General features: G+C 67.5%; 20 protein-coding genes, 1 tRNA gene and 1 pseudogene. 13 read left to right on the forward strand and 9 right to left on the reverse strand.

Annotation, left to right across the window (positions count from 1 at the left end):
* Window positions 1–125: pseudogene (locus tag JNO53_RS15375) on the reverse strand (sulfate adenylyltransferase subunit CysD); the annotation flags it as partial.
* A gap of 178 nt (window positions 126–303) precedes the next feature.
* Here JNO53_RS15375 and JNO53_RS11135 point away from each other — a divergent pair.
* A tRNA-Gly gene (locus JNO53_RS11135) sits at window positions 304–377 on the forward strand.
* A gap of 126 nt (window positions 378–503) precedes the next feature.
* Window positions 504–1,400, forward strand: a complete 897-nt coding sequence (locus JNO53_RS11140) for an iron-containing redox enzyme family protein (RefSeq protein ID WP_203110984.1) — start codon at window positions 504–506, stop codon at window positions 1,398–1,400.
* Window positions 1,401–1,406: 6 nt separating this feature from the next.
* Here JNO53_RS11140 and panC read toward each other — a convergent pair whose 3' ends face one another.
* Complete coding sequence (gene panC, locus JNO53_RS11145) at window positions 1,407–2,267, reverse strand: pantoate--beta-alanine ligase (RefSeq protein WP_203110986.1); 861 nt, start codon at window positions 2,265–2,267, stop codon at window positions 1,407–1,409.
* Window positions 2,268–2,352: 85 nt separating this feature from the next.
* Between panC and JNO53_RS11150 the strand changes: the two genes are divergently transcribed.
* From JNO53_RS11150 to JNO53_RS11165, 4 genes are read left to right on the forward strand one after another with little or no spacing between them, the layout of a single operon-like run.
* A complete protein-coding gene (locus tag JNO53_RS11150) occupies window positions 2,353–3,162 on the forward strand; it encodes a division plane positioning ATPase MipZ (protein WP_338015342.1) in 810 nt (269 codons plus the stop codon).
* Window positions 3,163–3,165: 3 nt separating this feature from the next.
* Window positions 3,166–3,453: a J domain-containing protein gene (locus tag JNO53_RS11155; RefSeq protein WP_203110988.1), complete on the forward strand. Its 288-nt coding sequence runs from the start codon at window positions 3,166–3,168 to the stop codon at window positions 3,451–3,453.
* A 26-nt stretch (window positions 3,454–3,479) separates the two neighbouring features.
* A complete protein-coding gene (pgmG, locus tag JNO53_RS11160; RefSeq protein ID WP_203110990.1) occupies window positions 3,480–4,883 on the forward strand; it encodes a phosphoglucomutase/phosphomannomutase PgmG in 1,404 nt (467 codons plus the stop codon).
* Between the two features lie 20 nt (window positions 4,884–4,903).
* Entirely contained in the window at window positions 4,904–5,740 is an 837-nt protein-coding gene (locus tag JNO53_RS11165) for a DUF2059 domain-containing protein (protein ID WP_203110992.1), read from the forward strand.
* Window positions 5,741–5,794: 54 nt separating this feature from the next.
* Here JNO53_RS11165 and JNO53_RS11170 read toward each other — a convergent pair whose 3' ends face one another.
* Complete coding sequence (locus JNO53_RS11170) at window positions 5,795–6,670, reverse strand: BON domain-containing protein (protein WP_203110994.1); 876 nt, start codon at window positions 6,668–6,670, stop codon at window positions 5,795–5,797.
* Between the two features lie 220 nt (window positions 6,671–6,890).
* On the opposite strand from JNO53_RS11170, the gene JNO53_RS11175 reads away from it, so the two are divergent.
* Window positions 6,891–9,347 carry a ligase-associated DNA damage response DEXH box helicase gene (locus tag JNO53_RS11175; protein WP_203111399.1) on the forward strand — a complete coding sequence of 819 codons (2,457 nt, stop codon included), beginning with the start codon at window positions 6,891–6,893 and terminating at the stop codon, window positions 9,345–9,347.
* A 13-nt stretch (window positions 9,348–9,360) separates the two neighbouring features.
* Here JNO53_RS11175 and JNO53_RS11180 read toward each other — a convergent pair whose 3' ends face one another.
* The 5 genes from JNO53_RS11180 to JNO53_RS11200 form a co-directional block, all read right to left on the reverse strand.
* Entirely contained in the window at window positions 9,361–9,777 is a 417-nt protein-coding gene (locus JNO53_RS11180; RefSeq protein ID WP_203110996.1) for an ExbD/TolR family protein, read from the reverse strand.
* 134 nt (window positions 9,778–9,911) lie between these two features.
* Window positions 9,912–10,370, reverse strand: a complete 459-nt coding sequence (locus JNO53_RS11185; protein ID WP_203110998.1) for an ExbD/TolR family protein — start codon at window positions 10,368–10,370, stop codon at window positions 9,912–9,914.
* 35 nt (window positions 10,371–10,405) lie between these two features.
* Complete coding sequence (locus tag JNO53_RS11190; protein WP_203111000.1) at window positions 10,406–10,939, reverse strand: ExbD/TolR family protein; 534 nt, start codon at window positions 10,937–10,939, stop codon at window positions 10,406–10,408.
* A 74-nt stretch (window positions 10,940–11,013) separates the two neighbouring features.
* Window positions 11,014–11,811: a MotA/TolQ/ExbB proton channel family protein gene (locus JNO53_RS11195; protein ID WP_203111003.1), complete on the reverse strand. Its 798-nt coding sequence runs from the start codon at window positions 11,809–11,811 to the stop codon at window positions 11,014–11,016.
* 78 nt (window positions 11,812–11,889) lie between these two features.
* Window positions 11,890–12,537, reverse strand: a complete 648-nt coding sequence (locus tag JNO53_RS11200; protein WP_238401854.1) for an energy transducer TonB — start codon at window positions 12,535–12,537, stop codon at window positions 11,890–11,892.
* A gap of 361 nt (window positions 12,538–12,898) precedes the next feature.
* Between JNO53_RS11200 and JNO53_RS11205 the strand changes: the two genes are divergently transcribed.
* Window positions 12,899–13,741 carry a hypothetical protein gene (locus JNO53_RS11205; protein WP_338015343.1) on the forward strand — a complete coding sequence of 281 codons (843 nt, stop codon included), beginning with the start codon at window positions 12,899–12,901 and terminating at the stop codon, window positions 13,739–13,741.
* An 89-nt stretch (window positions 13,742–13,830) separates the two neighbouring features.
* On the forward strand, window positions 13,831–15,141 hold the full coding sequence (locus JNO53_RS11210; protein ID WP_203111014.1) for a homoserine dehydrogenase: 1,311 nt from the start codon (window positions 13,831–13,833) through the stop codon (window positions 15,139–15,141).
* 3 nt (window positions 15,142–15,144) lie between these two features.
* On the opposite strand, the gene JNO53_RS11215 is transcribed toward JNO53_RS11210, so the two are convergent.
* Window positions 15,145–15,681, reverse strand: coding sequence for a hypothetical protein (locus tag JNO53_RS11215; protein ID WP_203111016.1), 537 nt, complete (start codon window positions 15,679–15,681; stop codon window positions 15,145–15,147).
* 56 nt (window positions 15,682–15,737) lie between these two features.
* Here JNO53_RS11215 and glpX point away from each other — a divergent pair, with 56 nt between their 5' ends.
* The 4 genes from glpX to JNO53_RS11235 all read left to right on the forward strand — a co-directional run bounded on the left by glpX (window position 15,738) and on the right by JNO53_RS11235 (window position 20,651).
* The gene (gene glpX / locus JNO53_RS11220; protein WP_203111025.1) at window positions 15,738–16,721 is read left to right on the forward strand and encodes a class II fructose-bisphosphatase; all 984 of its coding nucleotides are present in this window, start codon (window positions 15,738–15,740) and stop codon (window positions 16,719–16,721) included.
* Between the two features lie 125 nt (window positions 16,722–16,846).
* Window positions 16,847–17,782 (forward strand): ribose-phosphate pyrophosphokinase, encoded by a 936-nt coding sequence (locus tag JNO53_RS11225; RefSeq protein WP_203111027.1) that lies wholly within the window; start codon window positions 16,847–16,849, stop codon window positions 17,780–17,782.
* 1 nt (window position 17,783) lies between these two features.
* Complete coding sequence (hisN, locus tag JNO53_RS11230; protein ID WP_203111035.1) at window positions 17,784–18,590, forward strand: histidinol-phosphatase; 807 nt, start codon at window positions 17,784–17,786, stop codon at window positions 18,588–18,590.
* Between the two features lie 36 nt (window positions 18,591–18,626).
* Window positions 18,627–20,651: a sulfatase-like hydrolase/transferase gene (locus JNO53_RS11235; protein WP_203111042.1), complete on the forward strand. Its 2,025-nt coding sequence runs from the start codon at window positions 18,627–18,629 to the stop codon at window positions 20,649–20,651.
* Window positions 20,652–20,657 lie beyond the last annotated feature (6 nt).

The raw sequence follows: 20,657 nt of genomic DNA on the forward strand, positions 1-20,657 counted from the left end.
AGCATCACCGCGCTGTCCTTGCCCACCGAATACAACATCACAGGCCGCGACGCTTCCGCCGCAACCTCACGCATAATATGTACGCTCTCGGCCTCAAGCCGCTCAAGATGGGTCAGGCGATGCATCGAACAATGTCTTGAAGGCGATCTCTGCCAAGGAAAGGGATGCGACTGGCTAACGGATCGGCGCACAAGGGCAAAAGGGATTTGCTTGAAAGGGACGAAGCGATCGTGTCCCGCGCCGGCAACCGCAAACGCGATGTTGACGAATCCGCGCCGATGATGGCAAGCGGGTCGGCGCCGAGCGGGTATAGCTTAGTGGTAAAGCCCCAGCCTTCCAAGCTGGTTATGCGGGTTCGATTCCCGCTACCCGCTCCAACTCTTCTCTCATGACGTTCCTTCCGGCCCCTGCATGGTCGGTACGCGTGCGCCGTCAGCAGTTCTCCTGAGCTCGGAACCAAGACCGGGCGCGGCCCATTCCCTTGGGCAAAAGGAGATTTTTTGATGGCGACACGATTCATCGATCGCGGTGAGCCGCAGCGATCGCAGTTCCTGACCGACAGCTTCCAGCGCGGGCTCGCGCATTGGAACCGCGAGCGCCTGCAGCCCGGATTCCCCGGCGAGGCATGGCAGCGCGAGCTGGAGCGAGACTTGCGGATGCAGCGGCTCGAGGGCGCCTTCCTCGAAGGCTTGCGGGCGGAGGTCGTCGCAGAGGCGGCCGAGGCGCCGACCGACGCGGACGGATTCATCGACTGGTTCGAAAGCCTGAAGGAAACCGGCCCTGGACAGGGCGACCCGCTGTTCCCCTGGCTCGCCGAAGAGGCTGACATCGACCAGTTCCGCTGGTTCTTCGAGCAGGAAGCGGCAGGCGAGGCCGGGTTCGACGATCTCGTGGCCATGACGCAGGTCAAGTTGCCGGTGCGGCCCAAGCTCGAACTGGCCCGCAACTACTGGGACGAAATGGGCCACGGCGTGGAGAAGGGAATGCACGGACCGATGCTCGATGCGCTGGTCGAAACGCTGCGGGTCGATCCCGTGATCGAGAACACCGTGTGGGAGAGCCTCGCTCTCGCCAACGCGATGACCGCCATGGCGGCCAACCGGCGCTATGCCTGGCACTCAGTCGGCGCGCTGGGCGTTATCGAGCTTACCGCGCCCGGCCGCGCCGCGCTGGTCACTAAGGGCCTCGAGCGGCTCGGCTTCTCGGGCAAGGAGCGGCGCTACTTCGCAGTCCACGCCGTGCTCGACGTCAAGCACAGTGAGGACTGGAACCGCGAGGCGATCCGCCCTGCGGTGGAGGAGGATCCGGCGCGCGCGACTGCGATGGCCGAAGGCGCATTGATCCGGCTCAAGTGCGGCGAGCGCTGCTTCGAGGCCTATCGCGCGCGGCTGTGGAGCTGACGGCGGTTAACCCGTGCCGACTGCCATATTGTCGATCAGGCGCGTGCCGCCGATCCGTGCGGCGACGAGCAGGCGGGCGGGCGTTTTGCCGAGATGGTCCAACCGAGCGAGGCTTGCCGCGTCGGCGATGTCGGCATAATCGACCGAGGAGAAACCGGCGTTCGTCAAAGCTTGCTCGAGCGCCCGCATGGTGATCCGCAGGTCCGCGCCCGCCTCGATCCGTTCGATCGCCTGGCGCATCGCGCGCGGCAGCGTCGCAGCGGCTTCCCGGTGCTCGGGCGAGAGATAGCGGTTGCGGCTCGACATCGCGAGCCCGTCCGCCTCGCGCACCGTCGGCACGCCGAGGATGGCATCGGCATGCGGCGCGGTGAGATCCAGATCGCGCGTCATGCGGCGGATCACGGCGAGCTGCTGCCAGTCCTTCTCGCCGAACAGTGCGACATCGGGCCGCACCTGGTTGAACAGCTTGCAGACGACGGTCGCCACCCCGTCGAAATGCCCGGGGCGACTCGCACCGCAGAAGCCCTCGCTCACGCCCGCGACCGAGATCGTCGTGGAGAACCCTTCGGGGTACATCTGGGCCACATCGGGCGCCCAGAGGAGGTCGACGCCCTCTGCCTCCAGCAGGCGCTTGTCCTCCTCCATCTGGCGCGGATAGGCGTCGAGGTCCTCGTTCGGGCCGAACTGCGTCGGGTTCACGAAGATCGAGACCGCGACCCGATCGGCCCGTGCCCTAGCTTCACGCACGAGCGTCAAATGCCCTTCGTGCAGTGCGCCCATCGTCGGCACGAGCGCCAGGCTTTCGCCGCCACCGCGGAATTCCGCGACGGCCGTTCTCAACACATCAAGCTCGGTCGCGGTTTGCACGTCTCCGGGGCCTCCGATAAAGCGAGCACGGGGCCGCTTAGCCGCTGGCGCCCGGCAATGACAACAGACAGAAAGCCTGCCCGCAGTGTCCGCCAAAGTGTCGCAGCGCCCGCACCGGATCGTATTCGCCAACGAGAAGGGCGGAACCGGCAAGTCGACCACCGCGGTCCACGTCGCGGTCGCGCTCGCCTATCGCGGGGCCAAGGTCGCCGCGATCGACATCGATTCGCGCCAGCGCACCATGGACCGCTACTTCGAGAACCGCGCCGAGACCGAGCAGCGGCGTGGGGCCACCTTGCCCAGCGCGCGCTGTGAAGTGTTCTGCGGACAGGCGATCGAGGAGTTCGACGAGGCGCTCGAACGGGTGGGCGAAGGGGCCGACTTCCTCGTCATCGACACGCCGGGCCGCGACGATCTCCTCGCGCGCCACGCGGCGGTCGGCGCCGACACGCTGGTTACGCCGCTCAACGACAGCTTCGTCGATTTCGACCTGATCGGCCAGGTCGATCCCGAGACGTTCAAGGTCCGCCGATTGAGCTTCTATGCCGAGCTGATCTGGGACACGCGCAAGACGCGCGCGCTCGAGCGGCGGCAGGAAATCGACTGGGTCGTCGTGCGCAACCGCACCGGCCATGTAGAGGCGCGCAACATGCAGCGCATCGAGCGGGCGCTTGCCGAACTTTCGAAGCGGGCGGGCTTTCGCGTCGCGCGGGGCCTGTCGGAGCGCGTGATCTACCGCGAGCTTTTCCCGTCGGGTCTGACGCTGCTCGACAAGGGGCACCTGGGCGAACTCGGCACCAGCCATCTCGTCGCGCGGCAGGAGCTGCGCACGCTCGTCGCAGGGCTCAACCTGCCCGAACCGGCGAGCAAGGCGGCAGAGCTGGAGCCCGCCTGACCCATGCTGCGGCTGATCGTTATCCTTGCGGTCGTATCGATCGGCTGCCGGATGATCTTCGGCAAGTGGCCGTGGGACTATCTGCGACCCGCTTCGACGCGGGGCCAGGCGCTGTTTCGCGCGCGCAAGCTGCTGGGTGTTGGCGCCCGTGCCGATCGCGGGGAAATAATCGCAGCCCACAAGCGTTTGGTGGCCATGGTCCACCCCGACCGGGGCGGGACCAGCGATCAGGTGCACGAGGCGAATGCCGCGCGCGACCTGCTGCTCGACGATCTGCCCGACCAACATTGAAGGGCCGCTGACGCTGAAGGGAGCGTATGACTTACAACTTCGACCCGACCATCCTGCGCGAATACGACATCCGCGGCATCATCGGCGAAACGCTCGGCCCGGATGACGCGCGCGCGATCGGCCGCAGCTTCGCAACTCTTCTGCGCGAGGCCGGCGGCAGCAAGGTGGCGGTCGGCTACGACGGCCGGGTGAGCTCGCCGACGCTGGAGCACGCACTGATCGAAGGGCTCACGGCGAGCGGGTGCGACGTCGTACGGGTTGGCATGGGGCCGACCCCGATGCTCTACTACGCCGAAGCCTCAGCCGAAGAGGTACATGGCGGCATTCAGATAACTGGCAGCCACAACCCCCCCAACTACAACGGCTTCAAGATGGTCTTTCAGGGCCGGCCGTTCTTCGGGGAGGACATCCAGCGGCTCGGCCGCGTCGCCGCCGAAGGCGCCTGGCGCGACGGGACCGGGACGGTCGAGGAACGCGCGATCCTGGACGAGTACATCGAGCGGCTGCTCTCTGGCCTTGGCGGTGTGGAACCTGCAGCGATCGAGAGGCTGCGCGTCGGCTGGGATGCCGGTAACGGCGCCGCGGGCCCTGCGCTGGAAGCGCTCGCCGCCCGCCTCCCGGGCGAGCATCACCTCCTCTACACCGACGTCGACGGCGACTTTCCCAATCATCATCCCGATCCCACGGTCGAAGCGAACCTGGCGGACCTGCGCACGCTCGTTGCCGAGAAGGATCTCGACTTCGGCATCGCGTTCGACGGCGACGGCGACCGCATCGGTGCGATCGACGGCGAAGGCCGCGTGATCTGGGGTGACCAACTACTGATGATCTACGCCGAAGACCTCCTCGCAAGACTACCTAATGCGACGGTCATCGCCGACGTGAAGGCCAGCCGTGCGCTGTTCGATCACGTCGCGCAGCACGGCGGAACACCGGTGATGTGGAAGACCGGCCATTCGCTGATCAAGTCCAAGATGAAGGAAACCGGCGCGCTGCTCGCGGGCGAGATGAGCGGGCACGTGTTCTTCGCCGACGACTATTATGGCTACGACGATGCTCTCTACGCAGGGGTCCGCCTGCTCGCCGCCAGCGCGCGGCTCGGCCGCTCGGTGACCGAGCTGCGGGGTGCCATGCCGGCGATGGTCAACACGCCGGAGATGCGCTTCCAGGTCGACGAGACGCGCAAGTTCGCCGCGATCGGCGAGGTCAAGGCGCGGCTGGCGGACAGTCCGGCTGACGTCGACGGCACCGATGGGGTGCGCGTGACCACTGCGGACGGCTGGTGGCTGCTGCGCGCCTCCAACACGCAGGACGTCCTCGTCGCCCGTGCAGAAAGCGAGAGCGAGGAAGGGCTGGAGCGTCTGATCGCGCAGATCGACGAACAGCTTGCCCTTTCGGGCCTCGCGCGTGGAGCACAGGCAGGGCACTAGATCCCATAGGGGAGGGAACGATGAAGAACGGTATTCTGGCGGCGCTCATGCTGTTTGCGGCGGCACCGGCGCTTGCACAGGACGAGAGCCCGCCGGCTGCGGACGCGTCGCCGGACATGGAGGCGCTTGCGTCCGCATTCGGCGAGATGTTCCCGGCCGCGCCGCTCACGCCCGAGCAGGAGGCGCGCCTGCCGGCGGCCCAGGCGGTGGTCGCGCACATCTTTCCTCCCGGCACCTATGCCCGGATGATGGACGAGATGATGGGGCCGATGATGGACTCGATCCTCGGCTCGATGGCGCAAATTCCCATCGCGCAGCTCGCCGCGATCGCCGGCATGGAGCAGGCGCAGGTCGCCGCGATGGGCGAGGGGAAGCTGGGCGAGATCATGGCGATCGTCGATCCGGTGTACGAGCGCCGCAACGCGATCGCGTCGGACGTCATGATGGAGATGATGGGCGACGTGATGAAGCGGATCGAGCCGTCCTACCGCGAGGGGCTGGCGCGTGCCTACGCCGTGCGCTTCGCACCGTCCGATCTCGCAGAGCTTGAGCGGTTCTTCCAGACGCCGGTGGGCAGCCGCTACGCGGCCGAATCGATGCTGATCTATGCCGACCCGCAGGTCATGGCCGCGATGAACGAAGTCATGCCTGCCGTGCTGGAGATGATGCCGGCGATGATGGAACAGATGCAGCAGCGCATGGAGGGCCTTCCCGAGCCGCGCGCCTTGTCCGACCTGAGCGATGCCGAGCTGCAGCGGTTGTCGGCGCTGCTGGGTGTGCCGGCGGAGGAACTGCGTGCCAACGCGGCGGAAAGCGAGGCGGCGGCGGAAGGCGAAGCGCCCGGCGACGGTGCCTGACGCAAAAAGGGCCCGGACGCGCCGGGCCCTTCGCGTTGCAATGGCGGAGGTGGATCAGATCGCCGTGCCCTCGTCGATCGGCGTGCCGGCATCTTCGTTGCGGTAGCTGCGCACGTTGACCCGCAGGTTGTTCTGCACGTGCCCGACACCGGACACGTCCTCCGCGCAGTCTTCCGCGCGGCGCTTGTCGAAGCGGCTGCCGACGGTCCCGTCGAGCGTGACTTCGCCGTTCTCGACCGTCACCTGGATGCCGCTGGCGTCGAGATTCCAGTCGTCGGTCAGCGTATCGCACACATCCTCGAGGATGCGCTGGTCCGAACGGGTATAGTTGGTGGGGCCTCGGCCGCGGTGATCCATCCGCCGGCGGCGCGCAGCGTCCTCGTCGCCGAACCAGCTCGCGACCTCGTCGCCCGCGCGGTCGAGAAAGCCGCGCTCTTCATAGCGGTCGGTATAACCGGAATGCGGTTCCGCATCGTAAGTACCGGAGCCATAGGCGGCCGACATGCCGCCGAACCCGGCGCCGTATCCGCCATAAGGCCGGCGGTTGCCGGCCGAGAAATCCCCGCCTGCCTGATCGCTCGCGGTGAAGCTCGAGAAACCGCGCCCTTCGCCGGTGTCGTACCGCGCCGGGCCATAGCTCGAACGATAGCGGGACTGCTGCGCGCCGCGCCGGTCCTGGCGCTCCTGTTCGCGCCAGCCGCGTTTCTGCATGTCGGTGTAGTCGCGTTCGCGATAGTCGTCGCGGTAGCTGCGGCGTTCGCCCATCTGGCCGGCGAGCGGTTCGTCGTAGCGATCCTCGCGGTAATCGGGCTGCCCGTAGCGGTCGGCCTCGAACTGGTCGGCCTGCGTGTAGTAGTCCTCGCGGTCGTAGCTGCCGCGGCGCCTTTCGCCATAACGGTCGCCCGGGCGGTAGTCGTTCCTGTAAGCCATTGGTCTCTCCTGAAGTTCTCGGGGAAGCTCCGGCGCGCCGCCTGGGGGGACGGCCGCGTCGCCCTGTTGCATGAAACCAATGCGCGAGCGGGCGGATCGTTGCCCGGCCGGGCGCATGCGGACCGCGCTTCGGCGACGGCATGTGGTACCGTCGCCGGAACCTTTCGCATCGCGCAGGAATCTGGTGCAGTGGAGGCCATGCACGATCGTTGCTCCGCACATGCCTGAGGCGCAGATCCCGCCCGAGATCGCGGCCTGGTTCGACGCGCGCGGCTGGCGGGTGCGGCGGCATCAGGCGGATATGCTGTCGGCGAGCCAGGCGGGGCGGCACGCGTTGCTCGTGGCGGATACCGGCGCGGGCAAGACGCTTGCGGGTTTCCTGCCGACGCTGGCGGACTTCTGCCCGTCGCGGCTCGCCGGTGCGGCGCCGCCGGAGGGGCTGCACACGCTCTACGTCTCGCCGCTCAAGGCGCTCGCGCACGACGTTCAGCGCAATCTTCTCGCCCCGGTCGAGGAAATGCGCCTGCCGCTGCGGATCGAGACGCGCAGCGGCGATACCCCGGCCGACCGCAAGCGCCGCCAGCGCGGGCGGCCGCCCCATATCCTGCTGACGACGCCTGAATCGCTTTCGTTGCTGCTCAGCTATCCGGAGAGCTTCGCCATGTTCGCCGGGCTGAAGAGGGTGGTGATAGACGAGGTCCACGCCTTCGCCACCGGCAAGCGCGGCGACCTGCTCGCGCTTTCGCTGGCGCGGCTGCAGGCGATCGCGCCGGCGATGCAGCGCGCGGCGCTTTCCGCGACCGTCGCCGATCCGGAGGGCTTCCGCGAGTGGCTTGCCCCGTGGGGCGAGATCGATTCGGTCGCGCTGGTCGAAGGAGAGAAGGGCGCGCCACCGGAGGTCGAGATCCTGCTGCCGGAAGAGGAGCGCGTGCCGTGGGGCGGGCATGCAGGGCGTTGGGCGATTCCCCAGCTCTACGACGAGATCCGCCGCAACCGGACGACGCTGGTTTTCACAAACACGCGCTTTCTCGCCGAATTCGTGTTTCAGCTTCTGTGGGACGTCAACGACGACAACCTGCCGATCGGCATCCACCACGGCTCGCTGTCGAAGGAAGCGCGGCGCAAGGTCGAAGGGGCGATGGCGCGGGGCGAACTGCGGGCGCTGGTCGCCACGGCCAGCCTCGACCTCGGCGTCGACTGGGGGGACATCGACTGCGTAGTGCAGATGGGCGCGCCGAAAGGCTCCTCGCGCCTGCTGCAGCGCATCGGGCGGGCGAATCACCGACTGGATCAGCCGAGCCGTGCCATCCTCGTGCCCGGCAACCGCTTCGAGTTTCTGGAGGCGACCGCGGCCAAGGACGCGGTCGATCAGGGGCAGCGCGACGGCGAGGATTTCCGCCCGGGCGGCCTCGATGTGCTGGCGCAGCATGTCATGGCCTGCGCCTGTGCGGCGCCGTTCGACGAGACGGCGCTGCTGGCGGAAGTGCGCGCCTCACTCGCCTATGCCTGGGTCGATGAAACCGTTTGGCAGCGCGTGCTGGGCTTCGTCGAGAACGGCGGCTACGCGCTGCGGGCTTACGACCGGTTCAAGCGCATTGTCCGCGACCGCCATGGCGTCTGGCGGCTAACCCATCCCGAACACGCCCAGCGGCATCGGATGAACGCGGGGATCATCGTCGATTCCGAAATGCTCACGGTGCGGTTCCGCAATGGCCGTCAGCTCGGCAAAGTGGAGGAGCGCTTCGCCGCCTCGCTCTCGCCGGGCGACACCTTCTTCTTCGCCGGCATGAGCCTCGAGGTCGAGCGGGTGAAGGATATGGAGGTCACCGTGCGCGCCGCGAAGAAGTCGGCCACCATCCCCTCCTATGGCGGCCAGCGGCTGCCGCTGACCACCCATCTGGCAGAGCGGGTGCAGGCGATGCTGGTCGATCGCGCTGGCTGGGCGCGCTTTCCCGACGACGTGCGCGAATGGCTCGAAGTGCAGGACTGGCGCAGCCGGCTGCCGGGCCCGGGCGAGTTGCTGGTCGAAAGCTTCCCGCATGCGAAGAAGCACTACAGCGTCTACTACACCTTCGAGGGGTGGAACGCGAACCAGAGCCTCGGCATGCTGATCACGCGGCGGATGGAGGACCGCGGGCTGCTGCCCGGCGGCTTCGTCGCCAACGACTATTCGCTTGCGGTCTGGGGTCTGAAGCCTGTCGCCGATCCCGCGCCGCTCCTATCTCCCGACATCCTGGCGCACGAGTTCGTCGACTGGGTGCAGGAATCACACCTCCTGCGCCGCGCGTTTCGCGAAGTCGCAGTGATCGCGGGCCTCGTCGAGCGCCAGCATCCGGGCAAGCGCAAGACCGGCAAGCAGGTCACTTTCTCGACCGACCTCATTTACGACGTGCTGCGCAAGTACGAGCCCGATCACGTCCTGCTCGAGGCTGCCTGGGCCGACGCGCGCGCGCGGCTGACTGACGTCGGGCGACTCGCGAGCCTGCTAGAGCGCTCGGCCGAGCAACTGGTCCATGTCGAACTCGACCGCGTCAGCCCGCTGGCGGTGCCTGTCATGACCATGATCGGGCGCGAGGCGCTGCCTCAGGGCGCAGTCGATGAGGAGCTTCTGCTCGAGGCGGAGAGCCTCGCCGCCGCGGCAATGCGGGTGGATGCGGCGGACGACGAGACGGACTAGGCCCTGCGCCGGCTCAGCGCGCGGCGAAAGTCCGGTAGTTCTCGTTGCCGACGAAGCCGAATCTGGTGATCCCCGCCGCCTCGATCGCGTGCAGCGTGCGTGCCGAGATGTCGTAGCTTGCCTGCGAAGCGGGTTCGAACTGCAGCTCCGGCTCGATTGGCAGGCGGCGGGTTTCGGCCAGAAGTGCGCCGAGCTGCGCGTGGCTCACGGAGTTGCCGTTCCAGAGGACCCGGTCGCTGCCGTCGATGACGATGCGGTTCTTCACGTTATCGACCGCGGGACAGTCCGTGCAATCGCGTGGCAAATCGACTTCGACCGAATGTGTCGCCGCCGGGATCGTGATCACGAACATGATCAGGAGGACGAGCATCACGTCGATGAGCGGGGTGGTGTTGATTTCGCCCAATGGCCGGCTGCCGGGTACTGACATCGCACTTCTCCCACAGTTGGGAGATGTCATACCATGACGCGTCGCGTTCACCAAGCGCACCTGCGCCCTCGGAGCGCAACGAAAAAGGGGGCGGATCGCTCCGCCCCCTTTCGGTGTTCGTTCGTACGTTCGGATCAGCCGGTCGGGTTGGCCGGCCCGCCGGTGGTGAACGTCCGGTACTTCTCGTTGCCGACGAAGCCGAATTTGGTCACGCCGGAAACCTTGATGATGTTCAGCACCTTGGCCGAGAGATCGTAGCTCGCGAACTGCTCGGGCTCGAACTGCAGCTCGGGCTCCGGGTCGATCGACTTGCTGATCTCGAGGTTGCGGACCAGTTCGCTCTGATCGATCGAATCGCCGTTCCAGAGGATCTCGCCCGTCTGGGTGATGACGATCTTGTTCTTGATCGGATCGATCTGGTCTTCCGGCGGCGGATTCGGGTTCGGCGCCGGAAGATCGATGTCGACCGAGTGCGTCGCAACCGGGATCGTGATGATGAACATGATGAGGAGAACGAGCATGACGTCGATCAGCGGCGTCGTGTTCATCTCCATCATCGGGGTGCCGTCGTCGCGGCCGCCTGACATTGCCATGGTGGGCTACTCCTGAATTCTATCCGCGGACCGGATCACGCGTTCGGATCGACCGGGTTCGAGATGAAGCCGATCGTGGGATAACCGGCCGCCTGGACGTTGTAGATCGTGCCCGCAACGCACCGCCACGGGGCATTCACGTCGCCGCGGATGTGGACCTGCGGGATCTTGTCGGGATCTTCCATGATCGCCTCCGGACCACCCGCGCGCTGCACGATCGCGTCGAGCCGTTCGAACGCCCGGTCGTAGAGCTCCTGCGAGTCCACCGGGGTCGTGTTGTTGAAGTAGACCCGGCACTCGCCTTCGCGCGAGGCGCCTTCGAAACCAGGCTCACCCGCACTGCGGCCCGCGGCATCGGTGGTGCTCACGGTCAGCTGCAGGTTCTCGACCTTGTCCTTGGATTCGGTCGACTCGAACACGGGGATGCGGAGCTTTTCGATGGTCTGGATCGCAACCGGCACCGCGATGAGGAAGATGATGAGAAGCACCAGCATCACGTCCACGAGCGGCGTGGTGTTGATCTCCGACATCGGCCTTTCGTCGCCGCCGCCTCCCGTCGAAATCGCCATGACTATATCCTATCCAACTTATCTATTTCGGAGGTCATGCTGGTCCGGCCGAAGCCGGCCCAGCATCACGGCTATCAGCGCTTCGTCGTGGTGGTCGTGGTCGTGCCCGTAGCCGGGGCGGTGGCCGCAGCCTTGCCCGCCTGCTGGGTCGACGCCGCCTTGGTCAGCACCGCCGGCTTCACCGCACCCTTCGAATTGATGTTCGCGAGGATGTCGGTCGAGAAGCCCGAAAGCAGCTCGGCGATACGCTTGTTGCGGCTCTGAAGCCAGTTGTAGGCGAGCACCGCGGGAACGGCGACGAGCAGACCGATGGCGGTCATGATCAGCGCTTCACCGACCGGACCGGCGACCTTGTCGATCGAGGCCGAACCGGCGATGCCGATGTTGATCAGCGCGCGGTAGATACCGATAACGGTACCGAGCAGACCGACGAACGGTGCGGTCGCACCCACGGTCGCGAGGAACGGCAGACCGCCCGCGAGCTTGGAGTTGATCGACGCTTCCGAACGGGCCAGCGAGCCGTGCAGCCAGTCGTGTGCTTCGAGGCTGTCGGTCATCTTGCTGTGCGCGTCTTCGGCGGCAAGGCCGTCGTCGACGAGCTGGCGCCATGCGCTGTTCTTGTTGAGCTTGGTCGCGCCCTCGCGCAGCGTGCTCGCACGCCAGAACTGGCCGCGCACGTTCTTGTACTCGGCAAAAATCTTCCGCTGCTCGAGCAGCTTGGTGATCAGGATGTAGAACGATCCGACCGACATGATGACGAGCACGCCGAAGATCGACCAGGCGATCACGCCGCCCTGTTCCATGGCTTCCATGAAGCCGAAGGAGTTCTGGGGGGCAGCCTCTCCGGCGGCGGCAAGAAGTTCGATAAGCATTGCGAAAGTCCTCTCAGAAAGAAGCAGATTGGGAAGAAGAGACCCGCCGCCGCGCCCTGCGCGGCGGCGGAAAAACAGCTAGTTCGGGATCTCCCAGCGAACGGTGCTGGAGTAGTTCCCCGCAACCTCGTCACCGTTGCCGTTCGTCGCCGGACGGAAGCGGGCGCGCCGTTCGATCAGGCTGCAAGTCGCTTCCTTGAGTTCCGACGGAGCCGAGCCGCCGGTGATCGAGCACGATTCGACGCGGCCGTTTGCTCCCACACGCACGGTGAACGAAGCGGTGCCGGTGTATTCGCGGTTGATCCAGCTGCTGCGATAGTCCGAGGTCGTAACCCAGCTACCGGGATTGTTCCGCGGCTCGGGGTTCTTCGGCGGGAACCGCGGCGGCGGCGGGGGCGGGGGAGCCGGCGGGGCCGGCGGCGGCACGCGCAGCACGGGCGGTGCGGGCGGCGGAATCGTCGGCTGCGTGCGGATCGGCGGCGGAGCCGGCGCGATACTGATCGGCGGCGGCGGTGCGACCGGCGGCGGCGGCGCGGTGTCGGGTTCCGGCGGCGGCGGCGGTTCGTCTTCCGGCTCGGGTGGCGGCGGCTCCTCGATATCCACCGTCGTCACGCGTTCGACCACCTGGGTAACCGCCTCATAGGCGAGACCGGTGATCAGCGCATATCCGAGCAGGATATGGATAACCGCCACTATGACCAGGGCGACGACCCGGTTTCCGCTCATTTGTTGGTCAGCGTAGGCCATTCAGTCGCATCACTCCATCGTCTCTCGCCGAGGGTAGCCCCGGCGATTCTCCTCACGACAAGCAAATCCCTTGCCAGAGGGCAATCCCAAATGTCCACCCTGCCGGCCGACTTCGAAAAACGCGAAGGCCGATGGGCCCAGGCGCCGCGAGGCCAGCATGGGCCTGTCTGCCGCGCATCATGTTGTCTGTTGCGGCAAACTGCCGCGAGCTTTAGCTTCGATGCCGAGGGCGCGCAAACGCTTTATCGGTTAACTGCGAATTCACGATCGCAAGAGTGAATGGGAACGGAACGACGCAAGGCATCGCGCATTGCGAAAAATGCCCCAAAACTGGAATTTTATGGCGGATATGCAGAAACTCACCAAGCTTACGCTCACGCTCGCGGCGGGCCTTTCGGCATTGGCCGCGCCGGCCGCCGCGCAGCCGGCTCCGGCGCCCAATGCGCCGACTTATGCCGATCTGGTGGACCTCGCGGACCCGGCCGATCTGGTGATCCGCGCGCAGATTCGCGACCAGGCCCTGCTCAGGCCCGAACGCGCTCCGGGCGTGCGCCCCGGTTACGGGCGGCTCTATGTCGAGGCGCGTACGCTCGCGCTGATCGCGGGTTCGGAGCCGATCGGCGAATCGATCCGCTACCTGGTCGACGTGCCGCTGGACGAGGACGGCGATCCGCCCAAGCTGAAGAAGCAGGAGGTGATCCTGTTCGCCAGATCGGCGGGCCGGCCGGGCGAGATCCAGCTCATCGCGCCCACCGCCCAGTTGCCCTGGAGCGAAGCGCTCGCGGGCAGATTGCGCCCCGTCCTGGCGGAACTGTCGGCTGCCGACACGCCGCCTTCGGTCCTCGGCGTGCGCGACATTCTCTCGATGCCGGGCAACCTCGCGGGGGAATCGGAGACCCAAATGTTCCTCAATACGGACGGCGACGGGCCGGTCTCGATCACCGTCGTGCGGCGTCCGAACATGGCGCCGGTGTGGGGAGTCTCGTGGACCGAGATCGTCGACCAGGCCGCGCGACCGCCGGCGAAGGACACGCTCGCCTGGTACCGGATCGCTTGCTTCCTGCCCGACGATCTCCCGGCCGACGCCAACCTCGCGCAGGACCCGGCCTCCCGCGCGCAGGCGGAGGAGGACTTCCGCTTCGTGCAGCAGAGCCTCGGGCCCTGCCGGCGCAACCGCAGCTAGCGCGCGCCCAAGCGAAACTGGTTCCCATGCCGCCGCCTCGCGGGTTAGGGGCGGCGCCATGAAACGCGTCGCCAACAAACGCCGCCGCCATGGCTGAGCCGCTGCGCATCGCGCTGGCCGGGCTCGGCACAGTGGGGGCGGGCGTGATCCGCCTGCTCGAAACCAACGCCGCGCTGCTGCGTGCCCGCTCCGGGCGCGAGCTGCAGATCGTCGCAGTCAGCGCGCGCGAGCGCCACAAGAACCGCGGCGTCGACCTCTCCTCCTTCGCCTGGGTCGACGACATGGCGGAGCTGGCCGCGCGCGACGATGTCGACGTCGTGGTGGAGCTCGTCGGCGGGTCGGACGGGCCAGCGCTGGCCCTGGCGCGCCGGGCGATCGGCTCGGGCAAGGCGCTGGTTACGGCGAACAAGGCGATGATCGCGCACCACGGTGCCGAACTTGCTGGCGCCGCCGAGCAGGCCGGCATCGCGCTCAAGTTCGAAGCCGCGGTCGCGGGCGGCATTCCGGTGGTCAAGGCCCTGCGCGAAGGCGCGGCCGCGAACGCCATCGGGCGCATCTACGGCATTCTCAACGGCACTTCGAACTACATCCTCTCGACCATGGAGGCGACCGGCGCCGGCTTCGACGAGACGCTGGCCGAGGCGCAGAGGAAGGGGTTCGCAGAGGCCGATCCCGCGTTCGACATCGAAGGCACCGACGCCGCGCACAAGCTCGCGATCCTCGCTGCGATCTGCTTCGGCGCCGAGGTCGATTTCACCGGGGTGACTTGCGAGGGCATCACCCGCGTGCGGGCGGAGGACATCGCCCGCGCCGACACGCTCGGCTACGTCGTGCGACTGATCGGCATGGCGGATCTGGAAGCGGGGGAGGACGGTGCGACGGCCCTGCTCCAGCGGGTCAGGCCGTGCCTGGTACCCAAGGGCCACCCGCTCGCGCACGTCACCGGAGCGACCAACGCGGTCGTGGCCGAGGGCAATTTCTCGGGCCGCCTGCTGTTCCAGGGCGCCGGGGCGGGTGCGGGACCGACCGCGAGCGCGGTCGTTGCCGACCTGATCGACATCGCCCGCGGAGAAATCGGCGCGCCGTTCTCCATCCCTTCGGCCGAGATAGCGCCGATGCCGCGCGCCGAGGCTGGACACCGCACCGGCCGCACTTACCTGCGCTTCACCGTCGCCGACCGTCCCGGGGTGCTGGCCGAGATGACCGCCGCGATGCGCGACGCGGGCGTCTCGATCGAAAGCCTGATCCAGCAGGGCCGGCAGGAGGAAGGCGGCGAGGTCCTCGTCGCGATGGTCGCGCACGAGGGGCCCGAGCGGAACGTACAGCACGCACTGGAGCTCCTGCGCGGCTCCGACAGCTTCACCGCGCCGCCGCTGTCGATGCAGATCCTCGGCGACTGAGCGCTATTGCGGCGGCGGGTCGGCGGCAGGTTCCGGCTCGCTCGCGGTCTGCTCCTCCGGCTCCCCATCGTAGCCGCGCGGTGCGAGCCCGCGCCCGACGCGTGCCGCATCGGAGCCGGGCGGCGTCTCGGGCAGTTCCTCGAAGTCGATCATGTAGGCGGGAGGCGCCGGGCAGGGCGGGATCACGCACATGCCGGAGATGGTCGCGGGCCCCTTGAAAATTCCCGGTCCGGACACGTCTGGCGCCTTGGGATCGCCCTTGTTCATCGTCGCCGCCGCGTATTCGTTCTCCGCGTCCTCGTCGGAGCGGACGCGGAATTGCGACTGCTCCTCCAGCCGCGCACAGACCACGATCTCGTCGCCTTCGGGCTGCTCGCAATCGGGTTGCGGCGGCGCGGGGGGCGGCGGGCCGTAGGCGTCGCGGGTCGCCTCGAACGCCTGCTCCACCGGATCGGTCACGCCGGGGTCCGGGTCGCTCGTCTGCGCCCCGGCCGGTGCGGCGACGAGGCAGAGGGCAAGCGCCAGGTGGTTTCTCGACATTCCCGCTCCCGCTGTCTAAGCGCGCTTCCAAGCACTCCCGGAGGACTGAATCCAGTATGAATAGCAAGAATCCGCCCGCGGGCTCGCAGCTCGATCGCGTCCTGGTGCTTGAACTGGTCCGCGTCACCGAAGCCGCCGCGATCGCCGCGAGCGAGCTGATCGGGCGCGGCGACGAGAAGGCGGCCGATGCCGCCGCGGTCGAAGCCATGCGCCACGCCTTCGACCAGCTCGAGATCGACGGGACCGTGGTGATCGGCGAGGGCGAACGCGACGAGGCGCCGATGCTCTACATCGGGGAGAAAGTCGGTGGAGCGCCGGGCAAGGGGCCGAAGATCGACATCGCGCTCGATCCGCTCGAAGGGACCACCATCACCGCCAAGGCAGGCCCCAATGCGCTCGCCGTGCTGGCCGCTGCGGAAAAGGGCTGCCTGCTCAACGCGCCCGACACCTACATGGACAAGCTCGCGGTCGGTCCGGGGTATCCCGAGGGGATCATCGATCTCGCCAAGACCCCGACCGAGAACGTCTGCGCGGTGGCCGAGGCCAAGGGCGTCGAGCCCAAGGACATCATCGTCTGCGTGCTCGACCGGCCACGCCATGCGGAGCTGATCGCCGAGCTGCGCGGACTCGGCTGCGGCGTGGTGCTGATCGGCGACGGCGACGTGGCGGGCGTGATCGCGACGACCGATCCCGAAACCACGATCGACATGTACATGGGCCAGGGCGGTGCACCCGAAGGCGTGCTCGCGGCCGCCGCGCTGCGCTGCGTCGGCGGGCAGTTCAACGGCCGGCTGGTGTTCCGCAACGAGGACGAGAAGCGCCGCGCGGCCAAGTGGGGTATCGAGGACCTCGACCGGATCTACAAGCTGGAGGATCTGGCCAAGGGCGACTGCATCTTCGCCGCGACCGGCGTCACCTCAGGATCGCTGCTCGAAGGCGTGAAGCGCCTGCGCGGCGGCAGGATGACGACCGAAAGCGTCGTCATGCGCGCCAGCAGCGGCACGGTGCGCTGGATCAAGGGCGAACATCGGCTCCCCTAAAGATCCTCCTTATTTGCTCCTGCAGCGAAAACGGGGAGGATCGGGTGCCCCCTGTTGCAATCGCGTGACGCCGGGCTAAGCGAAGCGGACCGATTCCCGCCGCAGCAACGAAGGTACCCCGCGCGATGAAGATCATGTCCGGCAACTCGAACCTGCCGCTCGCCCGCGCGGTCGCCGCCTATCTCGAGATGCCGCTGACAGACGCCAGCGTCCGCCGCTTCGCCGACGAGGAGGTTTTCGTCGAGATCCACGAGAACGTGCGCGGCGAGGATGTCTTCCTGATCCAGCCGACCAGCTTCCCGGCGAACGACAACCTGATGGAACTGCTGATCTGCATCGACGCGCTCAAGCGCGCCTCGGCCACGCGGATCACCGCGGTCGTGCCTTACTTCGGCTATGCCCGGCAGGACCGGAAGCCGGGTCCGCGCACGCCGATCTCGGCCAAGCTGGTCGCCAACCTGATCACCCAGGCGGGCGCCGACCGCGTGCTCGCGGTCGATCTCCATGCCGGGCAGATCCAGGGCTTCTTCGATATCCCGACCGACAACCTCTACGCCGCACCGGTCATGGCCGCCGACATCCAGGCGCGCTACGGCGACCGCGACCTGATGGTCGTCAGCCCCGACGTCGGCGGCGTGGTCCGCGCCCGTGCGCTGGCCAAGCGGCTCGACAACGCGCCGCTGGCGATCGTCGACAAGCGCCGCGACCGCCCCGGCGAGAGCGAGGTCATGAACATCATCGGCGATGTGAAGGGCCGCCACTGCATCCTGATCGACGACATCGTCGATTCGGGCGGTACGCTGTGCAACGCGGCGCAGGCGCTGCTCGACCAGGGCGCGACCTCGGTCGCGGCCTATATCACTCACGGCGTGCTTTCGGGCGGCGCGGTGGCGCGGGTGGACGGCTCGACGCTGACCGAGCTGGTCATCACCGACACGATCCGCCCGACCGACGCGGCGCAGGATTCGGACAAGATCCGTATTCTCACCGTTGCCCCGCTGATCGGCGAAGCCGTTCGCCGCATCGCCGACGAAAGCTCCGTCAGCTCGCTTTTCGACTGACATGGCGACGGACAGCGATATCGCGCTCGCCAACCGGCTGGCGGACGCGGCGGGCGAGGCGATCCGCCCGCTGTTTCGCGGCGAATGGGCCGAGGAACGCAAGAGCGACGCAACGTTCGTGACCGAAGCCGACCGCGCCGCCGAGGCGGCCATGCGCGCGATCATCGAGAGCGAGCGGCCGGGCGACGGGATCATCGGCGAGGAATATGGCAACCGCAACCCGGCCGCCGCGCGCCAGTGGGTGCTCGACCCTATCGACGGCACGACCAGTTTCATCGCCGGGCGGCCGATCTTCGGCACGCTGATCGCGCTGATGGAAGATGGCTGGCCGGTGCTGGGCGTGATCGATCAGCCGGTCCTGCGCGAACGGTGGGTCGGACGTGTCGGTCATGGCACAACCTTCAACGGCAAGCCTGTCCGTTCGGCGCCCTGTCCGGAGCTTTCCAACGCGGTGCTCGGCACGACCAGCCCCCACTGTTTCTCGGGCGAGCAGGTCGACGCCTTCATGAGCCTCGCCAAGGCGGTGGCCGAGCGCAAGATCGTCTACGGAGGCGACTGCTACAGCTACGGCCTCGTCGCCTCGGGCCATATGGACCTGGTGTGCGAGGCGGGGCTGCAACTGCACGATTTCGCCGCGCTCGTGCCGGTGGTCGAGGGAGCCGGCGGAACCATGTGCGACTGGCAAGGCGAACCGCTCAACGCTCATTCGACCGGTGAAGTGCTCGCGATCGGCGATCCCGCCCGGCTGGAGGACGTGATCGAGGCGATGGCCGGCATTGCGCACGGGGCAGAGCACTCGCACGGTTAGCCAAATGCTAAGCCCTGCGCGCTAATCCTCGCGCGCATGGCGACCACACCTTTCGAAGGCAACCTCGTTCCCGCGCCCGGAGCGCTGCGCGCGCGCAGCGCATGGGCGCGCCTCGTCGTTGCGTTCCCGTTCGCGCTCATGGCGCTCGTCTCGCTGATCGAGCTGGCGCTCGCCGATCGCAAGTATGGGCTGTTCACCGGCGGTTTCGGCCAGTCGCGTGCGGTCGATACGCCGGGCGAGATCGCCTTGTTCTTCCTCGGCTATATTGCCGCACAGGCCGTGATCGCGCTGGCAGGCTGGGCGCTTGCCCTGCGTCTCGCGCGGCGCGGCCCCGCCTGGGCGACCTGCTTTGCCTTCGCGCTCCTGAACGGCGCACTGTTCTGCGGGTTGCTTGCCGCGCAGTACCAGCTCCATTCCTACTTCAGCGACGCGGTCGGCTTCGCGCTGCTCAAGCAGCTCGGCGGCGGGAGCCTGGTCGATGCGATCCTGTTCGGGCTGAGCGAGATCGGCGTGGCCCTGATCGCGTTGCTGGCCGTCGTCATCGGCGCATGGATCGTGTGGAGATCGCTTGCCTGGCTGCTGCCGCGAAACCTGCCGCGCCCGACCGCGCCGCGACGGGCGGTGTGGGTGGCAGTGATCGCCGGATTTCTCCTTGCCGCCTTCGCCATCCCGCGCACCGGAAGCGACGCCGCCTTCGGACTCAACCGCACGCTCGCATGGCAGGCGCTGACGGGGACGCTCGATCTCGCAAGCGACGTCGACCGTGACGGCTACGGCCTGTTCGGCATCCAGCACGACACCGCGCCGTTCGATGGTAGCCGCCATCCGCTGGCGCTCGATGTCCCCGGCAACGGGGTGGACGAGGACGGCTATGGCGGTGATCTGCGCCTGGTTCCACTCGCTGCGCCGCTGGGCCAGCAGGTGTTTACCGGCGATCGCCCGCATGTCGTGATCGTGGTGATGGAATCGACCCGCGGCGACGTGCTCGGCAAGCGGATTGGCGGCAAGCCGGTCGCGCCCAACCTCGAGGCGATCGCGGCAGCGGGCAGCGCGGTCTATCCCGCTTACAGCCATGTCGGCTTCACCACCGAATCGCTCAAGTCGATCTTCTCCGGCCAGCTCGCCCCGCGCGAGGGCGATCCCTCGCTGTTCCGCGATCTGAAGGCGAGCGGCTATCGCATCGGAGTTTTCTCGGGTCAGCCTGAGGATTTCGGCGGGATTTCGGAGACGGTCGGCATGCGCGAGAGCGCCGAGGTCTTCGTCGATGCAGAACGCTTGCGGAACAAGCGGGCGTTCGACTTCGCCGCGCAGGGCAGCCTGCTGGTCGACGAAAGCCATTTGCTCGCCGCCTTCGATCGTACGCTCGGTGCGGAGGACTGGCAGGCGCGGCCGCACTTCGTCTATTTCAACTTCCAGTCGCCGCATTTCCCCTACGATCACGAAGGCGTGCCGGCGCGCATGGTCGATACTCCGATCGAGCGCGGCGCGATCGGCGCGGACCGGGCGGAGGACGTGCAGGCGACCTACTGGAACGCAGTGGCCAACGCCGATGCCTGGCTGGGCGAGGTCGTGCAGCGGCTCAAGGCGAAGGGCGTGTGGGAGAACACCTTGCTGATCGTCACCGGCGATCATGGCGAGGATCTGTTCGAAGATGGCTTTCTCGGTCACGGCCATGTGATCAACGCCCGCCAGTTCGGCACGATGCTGGTCGCCAACCGCCCCGGCATTCTGCCGCCCGCGCCAATCGCACTGGCGGACTATCGCGCTATCCTGACGGCCGCACTGCGGAGCGAGCCGCCCGGAGTGCCTGCCGCGCCGCCTTTCCTCCATATCGGCCCGCTCGATACGCCGACGGCAATCGGGCTCGCCGGGCCGGGGGGAGAACTCGCCAGCCTGCGCCTCGACACCGGCGAGGCCTGCCTCGTCGAACGCGGCGAATGCGCACCGCATGGCACGTTCACGGGGGCCGCGAAGACGCGAATCGAGGCGTTGATCGCCCGCTGGGGCTCCGAACGCTGGCGTGCCCATGAGCGCGCTGAAGGAACTTCGGCGGTGGAATGAGCGCCG

The sequence above is a fragment of the Altererythrobacter sp. C41 genome, from assembly GCF_016803135.1.
GTDB lineage: Bacteria > Pseudomonadota > Alphaproteobacteria > Sphingomonadales > Sphingomonadaceae > Pelagerythrobacter.